The organism is Burkholderia anthina, from assembly GCF_001547525.1.
In the GTDB taxonomy this organism is placed as follows: Bacteria; Pseudomonadota; Gammaproteobacteria; order Burkholderiales; family Burkholderiaceae; genus Burkholderia; species Burkholderia semiarida.
The window spans coordinates 1,150,042-1,170,709 of sequence record NZ_LNJP01000003.1 but is presented as its reverse complement, the minus strand read 5'-3'; the positions used below and the strand labels follow the sequence as shown (position 1 = coordinate 1,170,709).

The following is a 20,668-nucleotide window of genomic DNA, read 5'->3' as shown; positions in this document are numbered from 1 at the left end:
CCTCCAGCCGCGGCGGGACGCGCGGCAGGCTGGCATTTTAGCCGGATGCCTGCGGGGCGGCGCGCAATGGGCGCTTCCCGGCGGGCCGCCGCGGCGTTCTCGTGTTCGGGCCGGATCGTGGTCCGTCAATCGCCGAACAACTGCCCCTGCCCGGAGATCACGCGTTCGAAATCGTCGCGCAGGAACGGCAGGATCGCATCGGCGACGGGCTGAAGCTGGCGGCTCAGGTAGAACGCGTAGTCGATCGGCGAGCGCATCGTCTCGAGCGGCTCGGGGCCGGCCGTCGTCATCACGTAGCTGATCCAGCCGCCGCGCTGATACTGCAGCGGCCGGCCCTGCGCATGATTGAACTCGTCGGCGATGCGCGCCGCGCGCACGTGCGGCGGCACGTTGCGCTCGTATTCGCGCAGCGGCCGGCGCACGCGCTTGCGGTAGACGAGCTGGTCGTCGAATTCGCCGGCCAGCGTGCGGCGTACGTAGTCGCGAATGAAATCCTGATACGGCTCGCGCCTGAACACGCGCCGGTACAGCTCGCGCTGGAATTGCTGCGCAAGCGGCGTCCAGTCGGTGCGCACCGTTTCGAGCCCCTTGAACACGAGATCCTCGCCGCCGTCGGCGGTCGCCGCGAGCCCCGCATAGCGCTTCTTGCTGCCTTCTTCCGCGCCGCGCACGGTCGGCATCAGGAAGCGGCGGTAATGCCGCTCGTATTGCAGTTCCAGCGCGCTGTCGAGCCCGAACTGCTCGCGCAGGTGGGTATGCCACCAGCGATTCACGTGTTCGACCAGCGCGCGGCCCTTGGCGCCGGCTTCGTCGTCGTCGTGCGCGCGGCCGAGCCACACGAACGTCGAATCGGTATCGCCGTAAATCACTTCGTATCCCTGAGATTCGATCAGTTTGCGCGTGCGATGCATGATCTCGTGGCCGCGCATCGTGATCGACGACGCGAGGCGCGGATCGAAGAACCGGCAACCCGTCGAGCCGAGTACGCCGTAAAACGAATTCATGATGATCTTCAGCGCCTGCGACAGCGGCGCGTTGCGCTGCCGCTTCGCGTCGTCGCGGCCTTCCCACACGCGGCGCACGATGTCGGGCAGGCAGTGCGCGGTGCGCGAGAAACGCGCCCCGAGAAAACCGGGCACCGATGCGTCGTCGCCGGGGTGCGCGAGCCCTTCGATCAGGCCGACCGGATCGATCAGGAACGTGCGGATGATCGACGGATAGAGGCTCTTGTAGTCGAACACGAGCACCGAGTCGTACAGCCCGGGCCGCGAATCCATCACGAAGCCGCCGGGGCTGTTTTGCCCCTTCACGTCGCCAAGGTTCGGCGCGACATAGCCGAGCCGATGCATGCGCGGCAGGTACAGGTGCGTGAACGCCGCGACCGAGCCGCCGGTGCGATCGGCAGCCAGCCCCGTGACGCTCGCGCGTTCCAGCGCGAAGGACAGCAGGTCGGCCTTGTCGAAGATGCGCGTGACGAGCTCGCAATCCTTCAGGTTGTAGCGTGCGAGCGCGGGCTTGTCGTGATCGAAGCGGCGCTGGATCTCGTCCATCCGCTGGTACGGGTTGTCGATCGACTTGCCTTCGCCGAGCAGCGCTTGCGACACGTATTCGAGGCTGAACGACGGGAAGGTCCACGTCGCGGATTTCAGCATGTCGATGCCGTCGAGGATCAGCCGGCCGGCCGCGCCCGCGAAGAAGTGATCGGGCTGCTGGCCGTGCGCGCGCCAGTCGAGCACGCTGCCGCCGCGCCCGAGCTTCAGCGGGATGCCGTACTGCTCGGAATGGGCATGCAGGATGCGCAGGTCGAACTGCACGAGGTTCCAGCCGAGCACCGCATCGGGATCGTGCTCGTCGAACCAGTCGTTGAGCCGCGCAAGCATCGCGGGCCGGCTGTCGCAGTAGTCGAGGTCGAAGTCCAGGGGGCCTGCGTCGCTGCTTGCATCGCCGTTCGGCGGGCCGAGCATGTAGACCTGGCGCTGCCCGCAGCCTTCGAGCGCGATCGAGTACAGCTCGCCGTGGATGCTGGTTTCGATGTCGAGCGACACGCAGCGCAGCGTGGGCCGGTAACCGGTCGCGGGCTTCAGCTCGCCGCCGGTCAGCGTGCCGTCGCGGCCGGGCTGGCCGCGAAACGCCACGCACGCGGTGATGAAGCGCTCCATCGCATAGCGGTCGGGCGGCTGCACGTCGGCTTCGTACACATCGACGCCCGCGGCGGCCAGACGCTTCTGGAGCCCCGACAGATGGCGGTAGCGCTTGCAATAGAGGCCGACGACCGGGCGCCGCCGGAAATCGCGCAGCGCGAGCGGACGCAGCTCGGCGTCGCGCTCGCCGGCCAGCGTGCGTTCCGCGAGCGCCTGCTGCTCGGCCGGGATGAACGCGACGGCTTCCTGCGGGCGCAACCGCACGCGGCGCGGGCCGTGTCCGGTTGCCAGCCAGAACTCGATCTCGATGCCGGATGCGGTGTCCCGCCAATGGCGGGTAAGGATGAAGCCCTGCTCGAACGCCGTCAAAACGCTTGTCCGTCGTGGATGCCCAGGCGGCGGATTTTAGCGCCTGCCGGCGCTTCGCGCCGGCGGCGGCCTGATGGCATCAGGCGGCAGGAAGCCGGAGCGCGATGCGCCATCCCGTGCGGGCCGCATCGATCGTCCGCGGCAACCCGCGGCGCGCGGCGATCGTGTGGCGCTTCTGCGAGACGCATGCGTTTGCGGTGTGGTGTCCGGCATGTCGGGCGGGTGCCGGGATGGTCGGTGCCGGGGACCGGACTCGAACCTGCCCGTCAAACATGCCCCTCATGCTCGATCGCCCCGCCATTCCCGACCGGCGCCGCCACTCTCACCGGCACCCCTGCCGCCCTTGCCGCCCGCTTCGCCCACATCGCCGTCAGAATCGGCACGAGAATCGCCGTCACGAGGCACGCGGTCGCGACGATCGCCGTCGCCGCCGGCACCATCGGCTTGAACTTCGGGATCATCTCGCCGATGATCGCCGGGTTCGCGACCGCGGCGCCGGCCGTCGACGACGCGGCCAGCCCGGCCGTCCCGTTACCGCCGCCGATCACCTTGTCCGCCAGCATCAGCGGCACGCCCGTCACGACGATCACCGCGAGCCCGAGCGCGATGCCCGGCAGCCCGCTCTTCGCGATCACGTGCAGGTCGATGCCGTTGCCGAGAGCGAAACCGAAAAACGGGATCAGCGGATGCACGCAGCGCCCGAACAATTCGCGCAGCGCCACGTCGAGGTTGCCGAGCGTGAAGCCGATCAGGAACGGCAGCACCGCGCCGACGAAGAGCCGCGTCTCGAACACCGCGACCCCCGCCGCGCCGAGAATCAGCATGCTGACGAGCGGCCCCGATTCGATCGACATCAGCACGAACGCGCCGGCCTCTTCCTTGCTGCCGTACTGCTGCATCACGGCCGCGTAGAGGCCGCCGTTGGTCATGTCCATCGAGGTCGTGATCGCGAGCAGCGACAGGCCCGCGAACAGGCCGGTGCGGATGCCGTCGTCGGGGATGAACCGCGCGGCGATCACCGTCGCGAGCCACGCGACCACGATCTTCGTCGCGAGCAGCGTGCCCGATTTGCGCAGCACGACGCCCGCTGCGCGCAGGTTGATCGTCGCGCCCATGCAGAAGAACCACACGGCGAGGATCGGCACCGTGCCGGCGATCAGGCCGTTGGTGAACGAGCCGAAGTACTTGCCGGCGTTCGGCGCGAACGTATGCACGCACGCGCCGAGCAGCATCGGGACCAGCATGAGCCCGCCCGGAATGCGGTCGATGGCCTGTTTCAGCTTCACGTCTCCTCCGTGGACGTCGATGCGTCCCGTTGTCGAATGATGTCTGTTGACTGACTATAGGACATGTTTCGGCATGGTGGTCCGTTTTTGTGAATGTCGACGGCGGTCGTATCATCCGGAAGCGACGACGGTCGCGCGGGATCGAGCGTGTGCCGGCCGCGAACCGGCAAACCGAAAAAACGCGACGGCGCAAAGAACGAATGAAACAGATGAAAATGACGATGCGCATGGGCATCGCGATGCTGGTGCTCGGCGCGGGCCTGGGCGCGAACGGCGCGCACGCGACGAGCACGGTGGACTGCGGGAAGCTCGATGCGGCCACGAGCGGCCCGGACGACAACTTCCGGCCACCGGCGTCCGGCACGGTCGTCGGCACGGGGCGCGCGTATTTCCATTCGGCGCCCGACGCGCGGTGCGTCACGAAACGGACTTTCATCGTCCCCGGCGATTCGGTGACGGTCTACAAGTCGCACGGGCGCTGGTACGACATCATGTACGTGAACGGCAAGACCGGCGACGACTTCGAAGGATGGGTCGAGCAGGACCGTGTGCGCCTCGGCGGTCAGTACGGCGCGCAGTAGCCGCCGGCCGCGGCGGCGCTACGCGGTCGCCCATGCGAAATCGCGCTCGAGGTTTTCCGCGCGCAGCGGCCGCTGATACAGGTACCCCTGCGCGTACTGGATCCCGACCGCATGCAGCGCGCGATGCTGCGCCTCCGTCTCCACGCCTTCCGCGATGATCTTCAGGCCGTAGTGATGCGCGACGGCCGCGATTCCCTCGATCAGCCTCGCGCTGCCGCTGTCCAGTTGCGACACGAACTGTCGATCGATCTTCACGTAGTCGAACGGAAAGCGCGACAGCATGTCGAGATTGCTGTGATGCGTGCCGAAATCGTCGATCGCGAACTTCGCGCCTTTCGACCGCAGCGCCTGGAAGATCTCGGTGGTACGCGCGTTCTTCTCGAGCAGGATGCGCTCGGTGACTTCGAGCACCAGCGTGAAGCCGGGCGGCAGCGCGCGAATCGCGTCCTCGACGACGGCCACGAACCGCGCGCGCTCGAGGTCCTGCGGCGCGACGTTCACGGCGATACGCAGCGGCGCGGCCGGCGTCAGCGCGGTCAGTTCGGATACGGCCGTGCGCAGCACGAATTCGGTGATCTTCGGCAACATGGGGCTCGATTCCACCTGCGGGATGAACGCGGCCGGGCTGATGGCCCCCCACTTCGGATGCTGCCAGCGCAACAGCGCCTCGACGCCGACCGTCCTGCGCGTCCGCACGTCGACGATCGGCTGGTACACCACATGGAACTCGTTGCGCCTGAGCGCGTGGCGCACGGCTTTCAGCAGCAGCCGCCGCGGCGCCATCGCGAGCAGGTAGGCGGCCATCACGAGGCTGTCGGCCAGCAGCACGATCGTCGCGCAGATCAGCCGGTAGTGGCGCTGGACCTGTGACGCGTAGCGCGCCGATGCGACGACCGACACCGTGAACGGCCAGCGCCGCGAGGCCATCGTGCTGCCGCCCGCGGGGCCTGCATCCGTTTCCGGCGTGAACGCACCGTGCTGATCGAGACGCCCCGAGCCGGCGATCGACAGCGTGGCCGTTTCCGCTTCGTTGCCGGCGCCGTGCGCGAGCGCATCGGCCACGTAGTCGCCTTCGATCAGGTACAGGACGCCCGCGCCATGCGCGGTGGCGCGGAACACGGACAGCACCGGAACGCCATGCTGGAACGGCGTCTGACGCAGCAGCGTGACGATCATCGATCCCGGTTCGGGTTCGCGCGCGTACGCGGCGAGCGGCACGTCGATCGAGCCGAGCGCCGACGAGCACGTGACGCGACCGTCGCTCACCAGTGCGACGGCACGCAGATAGCGCAGGCGAGTGCTTACTTCGGCGAGCGTCCGGAACACCGTCGCGCACGGCCGACCGACGAGCGCGGTCAACTCGTCCGCGTGTCGGAGGCGCACGCCGTCCAGAATGCGATCCACGGAAGCCACGATGTCGTTTGCCACGACACGCTCGTGCGCGGTGACGGCATCGCGCGCATAGCGGTCGGCCAGCATGATCGCCAGCACCGGCACGAGCACGCAAATGATCACGGCGACGAAAAAGACGACGCGCGGCCACGCGCCGCTGCGCTGAAAAAGGGGCTTCGAGCCGGGCGTGAGCGCCCACAGTCGTGCGATTGCCTTTGATGTTGTACGCATGGCGTGGCAAGTCGAACTGGTCGATGCGCGAACGGCGCGCATGCCGCATGCCTGATTCGGGCCATGCGGCTCGCGCGCCGGTTTCGGGACGCCGATCGATTCGGCCGTCGCGACGGCATCGGGTGAGCCTGTCGCGATCGGCCATTCATCTGGCAGCATTGCTCAATAACATGCGCGCATCAAGCATGTATATCGACGCAGCGTACCGAAAAAAGCCCCGGCCGCACAGTGTGTGCGGCCGGGACAAAAGACACCGTCTCTTGGCACGAGGATGGTGCGCGGCCAGTATAAGATGCGGCGCGCCATTACGAAATATTATTGTCTAAAAATCGGCGCAGTTTTGTGATTGTGTCTCAAAAAGAAACATTTCAATGTGGCGCCGTGGCCGGCAACCTGCCGCCAGCGCGTCAAACCGGAGCGTTGTGATGGAAGAAAATGCCGCACCCACGGTCGTCGTGACCGATGGCGCCGCCGTGGCGGACGGCGGTTCGCTGTGGATCCGGATTTCTGTGGACGGAGAGACCCGCGACTATTCGCTCGATCGCGCACTCGCGTCGCGCGGTACGCCGAGCTACGACAGCATCCGCGGCGCGCACGGCGTGCTGTCGAACGACGAACGACGCGAATTGCGGCGGTTGCTGGCGCGCATCGCCGACCCAGCGATGTGGCGCGGCATCGTCGGCACGTTCATCGAGGTGCTGGAGCGGCCCGACGAGCCATGAACGAGGCGGGGCCGGCCGGGATTCAGAAATCGTCGCGCATCTTGTGGAGCAGGCCGCTCGGCGACTGATGCGTGTCAACGGCGGTGAGAACGTCGGTCAGGAACCACGGCAGGTTCAACTGCGTGTCGGAATCGCCGACGCAGACGCGGATCGGCGGCGCGCTGGAGAGAGAACGGGCGCCTTGTGCGGCATCCCGCGACGGTACGCAATTCTTCGCGTATGCGTGAGCCGAAGCCGGCGCGACGGCTCCGGAGGGCGTACCGGCGATGGCCGGCAGGCTGATGGCGGCAAACAGGGTCAGGGCAGCGGCGAGGGCGACGCGTTTCATGGGGATTCTCCGACGATGCTCGTTCGACCGTGCGAGCCGATGCGAGTTCGCCCCGACAGGATCGCTCAGCCGCCCGCGCCGGCCGCCGGCTGCGCCACTGCCGCGGTGGCGCCCCGCGTGGACGTCATTCCACGCAGGTATATTGTCGCCGTGCATCGACCGGCAGGCGATATCGCGCGGCTCGGTTTGCACGTCATCGTGCGCGTGCACTGCCGGCCGTCTGGATCGCGCAGCCCGCGGTGAAGCATCCACAGCAAATCCAGGAACCCGAGAACATTCCGAGCCCGCCCATGCCCACGAGCGATACCGAAGTCGTTTTTCAAATAACCGCGGATGATCTCGTCCACGCATACCGCGTGAATCTTTGGCGCAGGTACAACGGGAAAGCCCTGCTCAAGTCGTTTGCGACTCTCGCGATCGTGTATGTCGTGCTGCTGGTCGGCGGTGTCCGCGTAGCAAGCGGGCATTTTCCGGAATGGCGCCATGTCTGGATGGCCGCGGGAATCGCGGCTGTCGTGGCGATCGGCGTGCCCGTTCTGAATCACCTGATCATGCCGCGCGCAGGCCGCAAGATTTACGACCAGCAAAGGGCGCTTCATCAGCTTTACACGGTCATTTTCGAAGGCGATCGCTTCGTTGTCGAAACGCCGACTTCGCGCGACGAAATTCGCTATGCGGATCTCATTCACTGGAGCGAGGATCGTCAGATGATCCTGCTTTATCAGTCATCGGTGATGTTCCGCGTGGTACCGAAGCGCGTGCTGGACGACGGACAACTGGCATTCCTGCACCAGGCGCTGCTTCGGAACGGCGTGCGCAAGGTCTAGCGGGATGCGGCGTGTGTAGCGAAGTCCGGACGGTCCGCGCCGTCCGGGTTTCAACGTGCGGTTCCGGCCAGAAGGCCCCGCGCATCACGTCACTGATAGCCGTAACACTGCTTCAGCCCCGCGTAGTCGTAGAAGTGGCTGCCCGGCGCGATCTTCGCGCCGTCGCACGCGGCCTGGAAATCCGTCTCGCGCTCGTTGTACAGCATCTTCACGATGAGCCGCGACCCGTTGCGATAGACGTCCCACTGCATGTTCGCGGCCATCGGCGATACCTGATCGCCGCGCCACGGGTTGTTCGCATACGTGTACGTCTGCGACTGAGGCGTCGGCACGAACACGTTCTTCAGGTTCATGATCGACGCGAACGGAATCACGACCTCCGCATGCGTGAAGCGCAGCTTCGCGGCGTGCGTCAGGTCGCCGCGCGCGATCGCGTCGACCTCGGCGAAGAAATCGTCCTGCAGCCCCTTCGCCATCCGGTACGTTACGGGGTTTGCTTCCTGGATGCCGGGGCCCTTCTGGTAGTAGTCCTCGGCATCCTGCAGGTACGCGAGATACTGCGCCTGCTCGGCACCGATGTACTTCTCCATCGTGACGCCGCCGGTTTCAGCGGTCATCGCAGGCGCAACCTGCAGCAGGTTGTACAGCACGTTCACTGCGTCGACGGCCGTCGCGATCTTCGTCTTGCCGTCGCCCTTCAGCGTGTTGGTGAACTTGCCGTCCGTCGACGTGAACGCATAGGTGCCGGTGTTCGCGAACGTGTAGCCGTCGGCGCCGAGCTTCGCGATGAAGGCGGGCGACACGAGCGCGGACAGCACCGTTTGCGCGACGTCGGCCGCTTGCGGCTCGGCCTTGATCGCCTTCAGCTTCGCGGCCACCGTCGCGTCGTTTGCATAGGCCTGGTACGCCTGGCTCGCCTGATAGGTCGCGTAGTACGGATCGCTCGCGTCGGTCACGAGATCGGTGGCCGGTTTCAACGCGTGGAAATACAGCAGGAAGCGATTGGTGCCGGCCGGCTGCGCGACCGGCGCGCTCGCCGGATAGCCGGACGGCGCGGCCGGCAGCGTGATGGCCGACGCCAGTGCCGGCTGCGCGGCAACGAGCGCCGCCGAGAAATACGTCGAACTGTCGACCGCGCGATCCTGGCCCGAGTTGACGACCACCACCTGCCGATTGCCGGCGGCGAACAGCGCAGGCAGCCGCTGCGCGAGACGCGCGGCGAGTTGCTGATGTTCGCGGATGCCGGCTTGCGTGAGGTTGCCGTACCCGGGTGTCGAGATGCCCTGCACGCCGTAGCCGAGCAGCGCATTGGCCTTCATCATCGCGTATGTGTCGGCCTTGAGCTGCGCGCCGAGCGCGGTCAGCGCGCCGTCGGCCTCGGCCTTGATCAGCATCGCGTAGATCGCGCCGTCGTACTTGAAGCCCGACAGCCCGCGCGAGCCGTGACGGGCGACGAGTTCGGTATAGACGGGCGCGTAGCCGGCCGGCGGCGCTTCGTACGTCGCGGCGTCCTGTTGCGGACGGTACGGCGTCTTCGTCTGGTAGTAGGTCGCGGGTGCCGGGGCCGGCGCGGGCTGCGGCTGCGGGGCCGGCGCCGTGCCGTTGTTGTCGGCCGACGTGGCAGGCGCTGTCGAGTCATTCCCGCCGCAAGCGGCGAGCAACAGGCAGGCAATCGTGAGGGCGGCGGCGGTGCGGGTCGGGCGTGTCATCGTGGCGGGCAACGGACCGGACGATGCGTATGTGCGTCGTCCGTCTCCGGGGATGTAGTCGAGCCCCGAAGTGTCGCAAGCGACTTTGACAGCAGAATGTCAGGATGCGGGTAGGCACGCGCCCGATTGCCGCCGGAGCGACGATGACGGCCGGCCGCGGCCGGCTCGTGTGCCGGCGTTCAGTGCAGCCCGGCCGATGCGATCGAGCGCACCGTATCGGTGATGCTCACGCAGCGCGACAGCCCGAAATGCTCGGCCTCGCGGCGTTCCGGCTCGCTGCTCGCGATCCCGACCGCGCGCTCCGGCGGCACGCCGAGCGCTTGCAGCGCGACATCGAACGGATGCTGATTCGATCCGGACTCCTGTTGATTGGCGTCCGTGACGACGACTGAGAAGCGGTCGAGGTTCGCGCGGCCGAACTGGCCTTCGAACATGTCGCTGAGCCGCGCGGCCGGCAGCGTCGTGACGAGACCGAGTCGATAGCCTTCTTCCGATGCCCGGTCGAGCCACTGGATGATCGCGTCGCGCTGGTTGCGCGATTCGCGCGAATCCGGTGTTGCTTCGATCTGCGCGAATGCTGCGTCGAGACGGGTGACGATGGCTTCGATGACCACGGTGATTCCTTTTCAGAAACGTGATGATCCGTTCGCCGACGGGAATGCCTCACACCTTAGCGTCGATCCGGAAAACGCGACCAATTAATATTTTTAGCCGACTCATACGATCCGACTAATGAATGGGGCGGCCAGTCACAGCGGGCGCGGGATGCGTGTCGCGCGGCATGTCCCGCCGGAATGGCGTCGTATCGGCGGCCTTCAACGTGATGCACCAGTGTGGCGCGCATTGCGGACGAATCACGCATATGCATAGGGAAATACGGCATATCGAGCGATGGCCACGCGATATGCCGTGTTGCGATGCCGTGTGTGAGTCGTTGCTCAGTGCAACTTGATCGACGGCTGGTGACGGCTTTGCAGCCAGTGGCTCAGCGACTGGAACAGCGCGCGCTTCATACCCACCACGTTGAACAGGTGCTTGCGATACAGGAACTTGTACAGCCCGATCGCCGCCAGCCCGTCGACGATCAGCGAGTGCGAGCGCACGCCGATGCCCGCCTGATACGCGGCGCCCGCGTGTCCGAGCGACACGACGGTGCCCGCATCGCGGAACGTGAAGCCGGCCACCGGCTTGCCGGCGATGCGGCGCGCGAATGCGTTGACCAGATACACGGCCTGCTGGTGCGCGACCTGCGCGCGCGGCGGCAGGAACCCGCCCGCACCGGTCGACGGGCACGCGGCGCAGTCGCCGAACGCGTACACGTGCGGATCGTCGGGCGTCTGCAGCGTGTCGGTCACGATCACCTGGTTCGACCGGTTGAGCGCGATGTCGCCGATGTCCCGCAGCATCGCGGGCCCGGCGACGCCGGCCGCCCAGATCGTGATGTCGCTCGCGAGGCGTTCGCCGGTCGCGGTCGTCACGGCATCCGCGCCGACTTCCGCCACGCGCGTATCGGTCAGCACGTCGACGTTCAGCGCGCGAAGCTGCGCGTGCATCTTGCCGGACAACCGTTCGTCGAGCGCCGGCAGGATGCGCGGGCCGCCTTCGATCAACCGGATGTGCACGTCGCGCGCGGATACCAGCGCCTTGAAGCGGTACGTCGTCAGTTGCTGGATCGCGTGCCGCAGCGCGGCGGCCAGCTCGACGCCGGTCGCGCCCGCGCCGATCACGTTGATGCAGATCGGCGCCGCGCGCCGCGCGGGCTGCTGCTCGGCCCGATGGTTCGCCTTCGTGCACGCAGCGAGGAACTTGCGGCGGAAATCCTCGGCCTGGTCGAGGTTTTCGAGCGGCAGCGCATGGCGCTCGGCGCCCGGCACGTTGAAGAAGTTCGTCACGCTGCCGACCGCCAGCACGAGGTCGTCGTAATCGAGTTCCCGCTGCGGCAGGATTTCCGTGCCGTCCGCATCCTGCACGGCCGCGATCGTCGCCGTGCGTGCCGCGCGGTCGACCCGCTGCAGCGCGCCCTGCACGAAGCGAAAGCCGTGGCGCTTCGCCTGCGCCGCGTATTCGATCGTGTGGGAAGCCGGATCGCGATGGCCCGACGCGGCTTCATGCAACAGCGGCTTCCAGAAGTGCGTCGGATAGCGGTCGACGAGCACGACTTCGGCTTGCCCGCGGCGTCCGACCGTATCGCCGAGACGCGTGGCGAGCTGCAGGCCGCCGGCGCCGCCGCCGACGATCACGATGCGCGGCAGGCGCGGTGCGCGGTCCGTTGCAAGGTTGGGCGTGGTGTTGTCCATGGTGGGCTCCCGCTGAATGACGATTCGCATGACATTGCTCAAGAACCGACGATATAGTTTCGTACCCAGTCGAACAATTTAATGTTTATAAGCGACTCATATGTATTCACTTATAGGAAAGACCGCGACGTTCCGGCAGTTGAAGGCGCTGGACATGATCGCGCGGCTCGGCAGCGTGTCGCGCGCGGCCGAGGAGTTGAACCTGACACAGCCGGCCGTGTCGCTGCAGGTTCGCCTGCTCGAGGAGGCCGTGGGTGCCGCGTTGCTGCAGCGGGTCGGGCGCGGCGTGCAATTGACCGCGGCCGGCGAGATCGTGGCGCGCTACGCGCGCGAGATCCTGCATCTGTGGAGCGAGGCCGGCGACGAAGTGGCCGCGCTGACGGGCGATCTCGGCGGCACGCTGCGGATCGGCGCGATCACGACGGCCGAATACCTGATCCCGCCGCTGCTCGTCAAATTCACCGCGACGCGCCCGCACGTGAAGACGTATTTCAAGGTCGGCAACCGCGACGACATCATCCGCATGCTCGCGACGCATGAAATCGATCTCGCGGTGATGGGCAGCGCGCCGAAGGAGCTGCGCACGCACGCGGTCGAATTCGCGAAGCATCCGATGGTGTTCGTCGCGGCGCCCGGCCATCCGCTGATGCAGCGCAAGCGCGTCGCGCTGAAGGATCTCGAATCCGCGCACCTGCTCGTGCGCGAACGCGGCGCGGGCACGCGCTCGACCGTCGAGAGCCTGTTCAAGAACGCGGGCTACCGTTTTCATGTGGGCTCCGAACTGTCGAGCAACGAGGCGATCAAGCAGATGGCCGAAGCGGGGCTCGGCGTCGCATTCCTGTCGCTGCATGCGTGCGCGCTCGAATTGCGCACGCGGCTGCTCGGGCAACTGCCGTTTCCCGGCAACCCGATCGAGCGCGAATGGTATGTGGTGACGCTCGCCGACCGGCGGATCTCGCAGGTGACGGGGCTGTTCCGCGACTTCCTGATCAAGCAGGGCGCGCCGGTGATCGACGGGGCGTCGGCCGCGCCGCACGAGCGGCGGCGCAAGTAGGCGGGGTGTCGACCGGCCGGTCAGACGAGCGCGAAGTCGTCGTTGCTGTCGGGAATCGACGCGAGCAGCCGTTCGAGCCCGTACCAGCCGACCACGCGCAGGCACCACGCGGCGATGGCGGTGCGGCGGTGGCGGGAGCCGGGGGCGGATGAAGCGCGAGCGGTGGAAGGCGAGGGCGCGATGAACGCCGCGCGTAGCGGGCAGTCATGGGGCATGACGGGGCTCCGTAGGTGTCGGATGAGGCCATCGTAGGCTTCGCGGCGCCAGCCGGCGCGCACGCAAGGATCGTCCCGAGCAGAAACGGATGATCTTTTTTCTGCTCGACTCGGCGGCGGCCACGCAGGGCCGGCGCGCCGGCCCGAAACGCGTCACAATGTGCGTTCGGCACCCGATCTGGTGGAGACCCTCAATGAGCGATCCGATTCTTGCCGCGCCGGCGGACAACGGCGTTCCGGTCAGCCTGCGCTCCAGCCGCGGGCGGGGCTGGCGCGGCTTCGGCGCGTCGCTGCTGCAAATCCGTGCCGGCACGTACCGGATTCCGGCGGCCGAGCATCACCGGATCGGCGTGCATATCGGCGCGCCGGTGCGCGCCGACTGCGTGTGCGACGGCGAGCGCGTGTCGCGCATCCAGGCGCACGGCGACGTCGACGTGATTCCGGCCGGCTTGCCCGGCCAGTGGACCGACAGCGCCGACTGCCGGATCCTGCACATCGCGCTCGGCGATACGTTCGTGCGGCGCACGGTCGAACAGCTCGAACTGAAGCCGTCGCACGCGCAGATTCGCCGGCGGCTGCAGGTGCGCGACCCTCGGCTGCAGCACATCGCGTGGGCGATGGCCGCCGAACTCGAAGCTGAAGACGCATCGGATCCGCTGTACGCGGAAAGCCTGTGCACCGCGCTCGTCGCGCGGCTGGTCGACGGCCAGCCGGCGTTTCGCGAACGTCGGCGCACGCTGGCGCCAAAGGCGGCGGCGCGCGTGATCGACTATGTCGAGGCGAATCTCGACCGGCGCATGACGCTGGCCGAGCTCGCGGCGCTCGTGTCGATCAGCGTGCCGCATTTCAAGGTGCTGTTCCGCGAAACGCTGGGGATGCCCGTGCACCAGTACGTCGTGCGGCGCCGGGTGGAGCGCGCGAAGGCGCTGCTGCTCGAAGGCCGGCTCAGCATCAGCCAGATCGCGCTGGAGGCGGGCTTTGCGCATCAGAGCCACATGGCGAACTGGATGAACCGCGTGCTCGGTGCGACGCCGACGGAGATTGCGCGGTCGGGTATGCGCGGTGGGTTGCGGCTGGCTTATGACGGGGAGGAGGGGGCGCCCGGCATGACGGAGCGATGACTTCGCACCGGATATGAGTTGCCGCGTCGGATCCCGGAGTGACCGTCCAACAGGCTGTTGGGCGATTGCCGCGTGCGCCCCCGTCCGGGGGCAGACCGTACGATTCGAAGCGACAAGGGAAGCCGCGAACGACTCGCATTGCAGCCGCTACCCGATCCATCATCGTTTCCTGCGCTGTTCATCTCTTCCTGCTCGCCGTCCGCGCCGAGCGGCCCGACAATCACGTCACCTTCATCCCCCCAGGAGCGAACCGTGTTCGTGATCTTCGGAGCATCCGGCAACGTCGGCCTGTCGACCGTGACGACCTTGCGCCACGCAGGCCATTCCGTGCGCGCGGTGCTGCGCGACGCACGTCATCGCGACCGTTTCGCGCAGCTCGGCTGCGATGTCGCGATCGCGGACCTGACCGACGCGCACGCGATCGCCGCGGCGATCGACGGCGCGCGGGCCGTGCAGATACTGTGCCCGGTGCCGACGGCCGACGCCGATCCGGCCGCGACGATGACGCGGACGATCGATGTGGCGGCCGCCGCGCTCGCCGCGAACCCGCCACCCGCGCTGCTCGCGTTGTCGGACTACGGCGCGGAGCTCGAAGGCAATACGGGTATCACGCGCCTGTTCCGTGACTTCGAGGAACGGTTGAAGACGATTCCCACGCAGTTGACGCTGCTGCGGTCGGCCGAGCATCTGCAGAACTGGGCGCGCGTGCTGCCGGTCGCGCTCGGCACCGGCGTGCTGCCGAGCTTCCACCATCCGGTCGGCAAGGTGTTTCCGACGGTCTGGGCGCCCGATGTCGGCGTCGTTGCGGCGCGGCTGCTGCGCGATGCGCCGGAGGGCGGGCGCGGGCCGCGCATCGTCAGCGTCGAAGGGCCGCGGCGCGTGAGCGTGGCCGCGATCGCGGATACGTTGGGCGCGGCGGCGGGCCGCGCGATCGTCGCGCACGAACTGCCGCGCGACACGTGGAGCGCGACGCTGCTGAGCGCCGGGCTCAGCGAACGCCATGCACAGCTGATCGTCGATCTGTACGACGCGCATAACGCGGGGCGGATCGATGTCGAGGCCGATGTGTCCGAGCGGGCCTACGGCACGACGACGCTGGCCGATGCGCTCGCGCAACTGGTGCGCCAGCCGGCGCGGTAGGGGAAGTGGCCGCGCAGGGTGCACATCATGCAGGCTGCCGCACCCTGTTCAACACCACATACGCCGCCGACCCGATCACGATCCCCCAGAACGCGGACCCGAGCCCGAGCCACGTCATCCCCGACGCGGTCGCGAGGAAGGTGATCACCGACGCCTCGCGATGATCGTCGTCCTCGAAAATCCCGTGCACGTTCGCGCTGATCGCGCCGATCAGCGCGAGCCCGGCCAGAATCGCGACGAATGCCTTCGGCAGCGCGAAGAACAGCGTGACGATCGTCCCCGCGAAGAGTCCGCCGATCAGATAGATCACGCCGTTCGCGATGCCCGCGATATAGCGCCGGTCCGGATCTTCGTGCGCGTCCTTGCCGGTGCACAGCGCCGCGGTGATCGCCGCGAGCACGATCGTGATTCCGCCAAAGCATGCGACGACCAGCGACATCACGCTGGTCGCCGTGATGATCGGCCGTGCGCTCGTGTGATAGCCCGACACACGAAGGATCGTCATCCCCGGCAGGAACTGGCCGGTGAGGCTGACGACGACGAGCGGCAGCGCGAGGCTGAGCGTCGTGCCGAGCGTCCATTCGGGGGCGATGAAGATCGGCCGCGCGAGGCTCGGCGACACGTTGCCGAGATGCGTCATCCCGAGCAGCGTCGCGAGTGCGGCGCCTGCAAGCAGCACGAGCACGATGCTGTAGCGCGGCAGCAGGCGCCTGAAGATCACGTAGGACGCGATCATCCCGAAACCGAGCAGCGGCTGCGCGGTCGCCGCGGAGAACGCGTGCATGCCGAACGGCAGCAGGATGCCGGCCATCATGCCGCAGGCGATGCCGCGCGGAATGTGGCGCACGAGCCGGTCGAAATAGCCGGTGATGCCGATGACGAGGATGATCAGCGCGGCCGTGATGTACGCGCCGACGGCCTGGTTGAGCGTCAGTTGCGGAAACAGGCCGACGAGCAGCGCGGTGCCGGGCGCCGACCATGCGGTGACGACCGGCACCTTCAGCTTCCAGCTCGCGAACAGGCCCGATGCACCGGCACCGATCGAGATCGCCCAGACCCATGACGACACCATGTCGTTGGACGCATGCGCGGCCTGCGACGCCTGGAAGAAGATCGCGAGCGGGCCCGCGTACGAAATCAGGACCGCGAGAAAGCCCGCGGTGATCGCGGAAACGGACCAGTCGTTGCCGATCGCGCGGATCGCGCCGGGTGGGGAGTTCGGTTGCATCGTCGTCGGGGAAATGCGGCGCGCGGCCGTGCGGCGGAGCCGGCGCGAATGCTCGTCGGAAGCGCCGGATGAGCGGCCATTCTGGGCATTGCCGACGCAATTGGCAATTCACGGGCGGCGAACCGCGCTGTCGGCTTTTCGTAAGGATGGGTGCCGAAACGCGCGGGCCGACATCACGTACTGATCTGCAGCACCCTGTCGACCACCGCCACCTTGATCCCGCTGCCCGTCGACAGCGAAGCCGTGCCCTCGTCGAACGGATGCACGGGCGAATCGGTCGGCGTCCACGCATGGCGCGCGAGCAGCGCGCGATACCCGCCGCGGATCACGAAGCCGCCGCATTTCTCCGCATACGCGTCGCGCCGCATCCGGTATGCACGCGGCAGGTCGTACCACGGCAGCTTCGGCAGGTCGTGATGGACGAGATGATAGTTGTTGTTCAGGTACAGCAGCCGCATCGCGAAGCCGGCTTCGTTGATCGTGATGCGCGCCTTCGGATGCGGCGCGGCGCGATGCTCGTACAGCGAGCGGATCATCGCGAGCGACAGCGCGGGCCACGTGACGGCCAGCAGGTAGTACCACCACGGCACGCCGATCGCCCAGTGCAGCCACGCGAGCAGCGCGGCCACGCAGGCGACGTGAGCCGACCACATCGGCAGATAACGGAAGTCGCCGCGCCGGAACGCGGCGAACGCATCGCGCAGCGTCGTGACGATGGCGAGCGGCGGCCCGACGACGAGGCGTCCGAGGAAAGTCTTGCGCGCGACCGTCAGCGCCCGGCGCCAGCGCGGCAGCCGCGCCCAGCGTTCACGCGTCACGTAGTTCGTTTCGGGATCGACGCCTGGCACGGTCAGGTCCTCGTCGCGATGATGCTCGAGATGCGTGTCGCGATACAGCGTGTACGGATACCAGACCGTCAGCGGCGGATAGCCGAGCAGCTTGTTCACCAGGGCGGAACGCGTCGGATGGCCGTGCAGCAGTTCGTGCTGCAGCGACAGGTGCCACGCGCCGAGCAGGATCAGCGGCGGCGTCGCGGCGGCGCGCGACAGGTGCCCGTCGCGCACGAGCAGCAGCACGGCGAGCCAGCCGCCGTAGATCACGACGACGAGCAGCCAGGTCGGCCACTCGGTGCGGGCGGTGAAACGGGCGTGGAGCGCGGCGATCGCGCGCGCGTGGTCGACGTCGAAGTATTCGGCCATGGCGTTGAGGCGGGTGGATCGGGCAGTGCGGGGAACGAGCGATGGAACCGGTGCGCTCGCCCCGGGTGCGCTGGTGTCTCGCGGATCACGGTCGGCTGGCCCGGCATCGCACGGTGGCGGCGCCGGCAGGCCTTCGAACGGTACCGGGGCGGCACGGCCACGCCAACCAATCGATTCGCATTTGCTTATCGTGTCGCGGCCCATAAGCTTCCTGACCGCTGCCGATGCGTAGAATGCCCGCATGAACGCCTGGATTGCAGTCCTGCCGATGTACAACGTGACGCCGCGCCACGCAGCGCTGTGGCGCGCGCTGCTGCGCGACGCGCTCGATGCGTTCGCGAACGCGGGCGGGCCGGCCGGCGTCGCGCTGCCCGACGCGCCCGACGACCTCCAGGCACTGTGGCGGCGCGACGATTTGCTGCTGTCGCAGACCTGCGGCTACCCGTACCGGATGCTCGGCTTGCGCGACGTCGTGCGGTTGATTGCGACCCCCGTTTTCGATGCGGACGGCTGCGACGGGGCGCGCTACCGCAGCGTGCTGGTCGTGTCGGCGCGCGTGCATGCGGGCGGTGCGACGACGCTCGCTGCATGCCGCGGGTTGCGGGCGGCCTTCAACGGCGAGGATTCGCACAGCGGGATGAATGCATTCCGGCACGCGGTCGCGCCGTATGCGCACGACGGGCGGTTCTTCGGCTCGGTCACGCCGTTCGGTTCGCACCTGAACGTGCTGCGCGCGCTGGCGTCGGGAGAAGCCGATTGCGCGGCGATCGACTGCGTGACGTTCGCGTATGTGCGCGACGCGTTGCCCGGGCTGCTCGAGGATATTCGCGTGATCGGCACGACCGCATCCGCGCCGGGATTGCCGTTCGTCGCGTCGCGGGCGCTGGCGGATACGCAGGTCGGCGCGTTGCGGGATGCGCTCGATCGCGCGGTGGCCGCCGATGCGGAGCGGGCGCGCGTGCTGCGGCTGAGGGGATTCGACCGGCTGTCGCCGGCAGACTACGACACGATTGCGCGGTTCGAGCGGGAAGCCGCCGCGCACGGTTATCCCGAACTCGGGTGACGTACGGGGCGGCGCGCGGCGGTGCTGCGACCGCCCGCGCCGCGGCCCGCTTACTCGTCGTCCATCAACCGGACCTTGACCCGCTTGCCCTTGATCTTCCCCGCATTGAGCTTGCGCAGTGCGTCGCGCGCGACGCCGCGCTCGATCGCGACATAGGTCGAGAACTCGGTCACGTTGATCTTGCCGATCTGCTTGCCGTCGAACCCGGCGTCGCCGGTCAGCGCGCCGAGCACGTCGCCCGGACGGATCTTGTCCTTGCGCCCGCCGAGGATCTGCAGCGTTTCCATCGGCGGCAGCAGCACGCTGTCGTCCGCCGGCTTCAGTTCGGCGAGCGGATGCCATTCGACCTCGCGCTTCTGCGCCTGTTCGATCGCGCCGACGCGGCCCATCTCGTCCATGCTCGCGAGGCTCAGCGCCCAGCCGTCCTGATCCGCGCGACCCGTGCGGCCGATGCGGTGCACGTGCACTTCGGGGTCGGGCGTCACGTCGACGTTGATCACCGCTTCGAGCTGCGCGATGTCGAGCCCACGCGCGGCGACGTCGGTCGCGACCAGCACCGAGCAACTGCGGTTCGCGAACTGGATCAGCACCTGGTCGCGCTCGCGCTGGTCGAGCTCGCCGTGCAGCGCGAGCGCGTGGAAGCCCTGCGCGTGCAGCACGTCGAGCAGGTCGCGGCACTGCTGCTTGGTGTTGCAGAACGCGATCGTGCTCACCGGCCGGTAGTGATTCAGCAGCTGGCCGACCGCATGCAGCCGCTCGTCCTCGGTCACTTCATAGAAGCGCTGGCGGATCTTGCTGTCGTCGTGGCGTTCCGCGAGCTTGACTTCCTTCGGATTGCGCAGGAACTGCTGGCTCAGCTTCGCGATGCCGTCCGGATAGGTCGCGGAGAACAGCAGCGTCTGGCGCGTCGTCGGACACATGCGCGCGACTTTCGCGATGTCGTCGAAGAAGCCCATGTCGAGCATCCGGTCGGCTTCGTCGAGCACCAGCGTGTTCAGCGCATCGAGCTTCAGGTTGCCGCGATCGAGGTGATCCATGATGCGGCCCGGCGTGCCGACGACGATATGCGCGCCGTGCTCGAGGCTCTGCGCCTGCGGACGCATCGGCGTGCCGCCGCACAGCGTCAGCACCTTCACGTTCTCCTCGGCGCGCGCGAGGCGGCGCACTTCCTGCGCGACCTGGTCGGCGAGCTCGCGGGTCGGGCACAGGATCATCGCCTGCACGTCGAAGCGGCGCGCGTCGAGACGCGCGAGCAGCGCGAGCGAGAACGCGGCGGTCTTGCCGCTGCCCGTCTTCGCCTGCGCGATCAGGTCCTGGCCGGCCAGCGCGATCGGCAGGCTCGCGGCCTGGATCGGCGTCATGTCGACATAGCCGAGCTGCGCGAGATTCGCGAGCGTGGCGGGCGTCAGCGGCAGCGCGCTGAACGGCGTGGCGGTCGGTTGGGTCAAGACAGGTCTCCGAGGTAGGGGCGGCCTTCCATCTGCTCGTAGACGACGTTGCCTTCGTCGTCCTCGAAGCGTTCGAGATAGTTGCGGGCGCCGCACAGTGGGCAGCGGAACAGCAGCCCCTGGCCTTCGTCCTTGATGACGACGTCGGACTGCTCCCACTGCGTGCCGCAGCTCTGGTTTCGGCAGGTAAACACGGTCTTTCTCCAGCTGAATTCGGTTGATGGCGCGCCCGGCCGGGCGCGGCCACGGCGGGCGGCGCCCACGCGGCTCGGACGCGGGCCGCACCGGCGGTCGCTCGGGTTGTGTCGATGCGGGTG

At 67.7% G+C, this 20,668-nt stretch carries 19 protein-coding genes; 7 read left to right on the top strand and 12 right to left on the bottom strand.

Annotated elements, in window-relative coordinates:
• Positions 1–125: 125 nt before the first annotated feature.
• On the bottom strand, positions 126–2,510 hold the full coding sequence (locus tag WS64_RS25385) for a DNA polymerase II (RefSeq protein ID WP_060968079.1): 2,385 nt from the start codon (positions 2,508–2,510) through the stop codon (positions 126–128).
• Between the two features lie 266 nt (positions 2,511–2,776).
• Positions 2,777–3,796, bottom strand: coding sequence for a 2-keto-3-deoxygluconate transporter (kdgT, locus tag WS64_RS25380; RefSeq protein ID WP_060314703.1), 1,020 nt, complete (start codon positions 3,794–3,796; stop codon positions 2,777–2,779).
• Between the two features lie 209 nt (positions 3,797–4,005).
• Between kdgT and WS64_RS25375 the strand changes: the two genes are divergently transcribed.
• Positions 4,006–4,377: an SH3 domain-containing protein gene (locus WS64_RS25375; RefSeq protein WP_060968589.1), complete on the top strand. Its 372-nt coding sequence runs from the start codon at positions 4,006–4,008 to the stop codon at positions 4,375–4,377.
• An 18-nt stretch (positions 4,378–4,395) separates the two neighbouring features.
• Here WS64_RS25375 and WS64_RS25370 read toward each other — a convergent pair whose 3' ends face one another.
• Positions 4,396–6,000 (bottom strand): EAL domain-containing protein, encoded by a 1,605-nt coding sequence (locus WS64_RS25370; RefSeq protein ID WP_081103964.1) that lies wholly within the window; start codon positions 5,998–6,000, stop codon positions 4,396–4,398.
• 425 nt (positions 6,001–6,425) lie between these two features.
• On the opposite strand from WS64_RS25370, the gene WS64_RS25365 reads away from it, so the two are divergent.
• Positions 6,426–6,722 (top strand): hypothetical protein, encoded by a 297-nt coding sequence (locus WS64_RS25365; RefSeq protein ID WP_059574748.1) that lies wholly within the window; start codon positions 6,426–6,428, stop codon positions 6,720–6,722.
• A gap of 22 nt (positions 6,723–6,744) precedes the next feature.
• Here the strand turns inward: WS64_RS25365 and WS64_RS25360 are convergent, their stop codons facing one another.
• A complete protein-coding gene (locus WS64_RS25360; protein ID WP_060968078.1) occupies positions 6,745–7,050 on the bottom strand; it encodes a hypothetical protein in 306 nt (101 codons plus the stop codon).
• Between the two features lie 290 nt (positions 7,051–7,340).
• On the opposite strand from WS64_RS25360, the gene WS64_RS25355 reads away from it, so the two are divergent.
• The gene (locus WS64_RS25355; protein ID WP_060968077.1) at positions 7,341–7,877 is read left to right on the top strand and encodes a YcxB family protein; all 537 of its coding nucleotides are present in this window, start codon (positions 7,341–7,343) and stop codon (positions 7,875–7,877) included.
• A gap of 89 nt (positions 7,878–7,966) precedes the next feature.
• Here WS64_RS25355 and WS64_RS25350 read toward each other — a convergent pair whose 3' ends face one another.
• The 3 genes from WS64_RS25350 to WS64_RS25340 form a co-directional block, all read right to left on the bottom strand.
• Positions 7,967–9,586 carry a histidine-type phosphatase gene (locus WS64_RS25350; protein WP_060968076.1) on the bottom strand — a complete coding sequence of 540 codons (1,620 nt, stop codon included), beginning with the start codon at positions 9,584–9,586 and terminating at the stop codon, positions 7,967–7,969.
• A 179-nt stretch (positions 9,587–9,765) separates the two neighbouring features.
• Entirely contained in the window at positions 9,766–10,200 is a 435-nt protein-coding gene (locus WS64_RS25345) for an HAD family hydrolase (protein WP_060968075.1), read from the bottom strand.
• A 324-nt stretch (positions 10,201–10,524) separates the two neighbouring features.
• The gene (locus WS64_RS25340) at positions 10,525–11,883 is read right to left on the bottom strand and encodes an NAD(P)/FAD-dependent oxidoreductase (RefSeq protein ID WP_060968074.1); all 1,359 of its coding nucleotides are present in this window, start codon (positions 11,881–11,883) and stop codon (positions 10,525–10,527) included.
• 100 nt (positions 11,884–11,983) lie between these two features.
• On the opposite strand from WS64_RS25340, the gene WS64_RS25335 reads away from it, so the two are divergent.
• Entirely contained in the window at positions 11,984–12,937 is a 954-nt protein-coding gene (locus WS64_RS25335) for a LysR family transcriptional regulator (RefSeq protein WP_060968073.1), read from the top strand.
• Positions 12,938–12,957: 20 nt separating this feature from the next.
• Here the strand turns inward: WS64_RS25335 and WS64_RS25330 are convergent, their stop codons facing one another.
• Positions 12,958–13,152, bottom strand: coding sequence for a hypothetical protein (locus WS64_RS25330; RefSeq protein ID WP_059645220.1), 195 nt, complete (start codon positions 13,150–13,152; stop codon positions 12,958–12,960).
• A gap of 194 nt (positions 13,153–13,346) precedes the next feature.
• On the opposite strand from WS64_RS25330, the gene WS64_RS25325 reads away from it, so the two are divergent.
• Positions 13,347–14,273 (top strand): AraC family transcriptional regulator, encoded by a 927-nt coding sequence (locus WS64_RS25325; RefSeq protein WP_060968072.1) that lies wholly within the window; start codon positions 13,347–13,349, stop codon positions 14,271–14,273.
• Positions 14,274–14,525: 252 nt separating this feature from the next.
• Complete coding sequence (locus tag WS64_RS25320; protein ID WP_060968071.1) at positions 14,526–15,413, top strand: NAD(P)H-binding protein; 888 nt, start codon at positions 14,526–14,528, stop codon at positions 15,411–15,413.
• Positions 15,414–15,438: 25 nt separating this feature from the next.
• Here WS64_RS25320 and WS64_RS25315 read toward each other — a convergent pair whose 3' ends face one another.
• Together WS64_RS25315 and WS64_RS25310 are read right to left on the bottom strand one after the other, a co-directional pair.
• On the bottom strand, positions 15,439–16,641 hold the full coding sequence (locus tag WS64_RS25315) for a benzoate/H(+) symporter BenE family transporter (protein ID WP_060968070.1): 1,203 nt from the start codon (positions 16,639–16,641) through the stop codon (positions 15,439–15,441).
• A gap of 173 nt (positions 16,642–16,814) precedes the next feature.
• Positions 16,815–17,840: a fatty acid desaturase gene (locus WS64_RS25310; RefSeq protein WP_060968069.1), complete on the bottom strand. Its 1,026-nt coding sequence runs from the start codon at positions 17,838–17,840 to the stop codon at positions 16,815–16,817.
• Between the two features lie 241 nt (positions 17,841–18,081).
• On the opposite strand from WS64_RS25310, the gene WS64_RS25305 reads away from it, so the two are divergent.
• Positions 18,082–18,903, top strand: a complete 822-nt coding sequence (locus tag WS64_RS25305) for a phosphate/phosphite/phosphonate ABC transporter substrate-binding protein (RefSeq protein ID WP_060968068.1) — start codon at positions 18,082–18,084, stop codon at positions 18,901–18,903.
• A 50-nt stretch (positions 18,904–18,953) separates the two neighbouring features.
• Here WS64_RS25305 and dbpA read toward each other — a convergent pair whose 3' ends face one another.
• On the bottom strand, positions 18,954–20,351 hold the full coding sequence (gene dbpA / locus WS64_RS25300) for an ATP-dependent RNA helicase DbpA (RefSeq protein WP_059574722.1): 1,398 nt from the start codon (positions 20,349–20,351) through the stop codon (positions 18,954–18,956).
• On the bottom strand, positions 20,348–20,545 hold the full coding sequence (locus tag WS64_RS25295) for a hypothetical protein (protein ID WP_006483193.1): 198 nt from the start codon (positions 20,543–20,545) through the stop codon (positions 20,348–20,350). The genes dbpA and WS64_RS25295 overlap by 4 nt, the downstream gene beginning before the upstream one ends.
• Positions 20,546–20,668 lie beyond the last annotated feature (123 nt).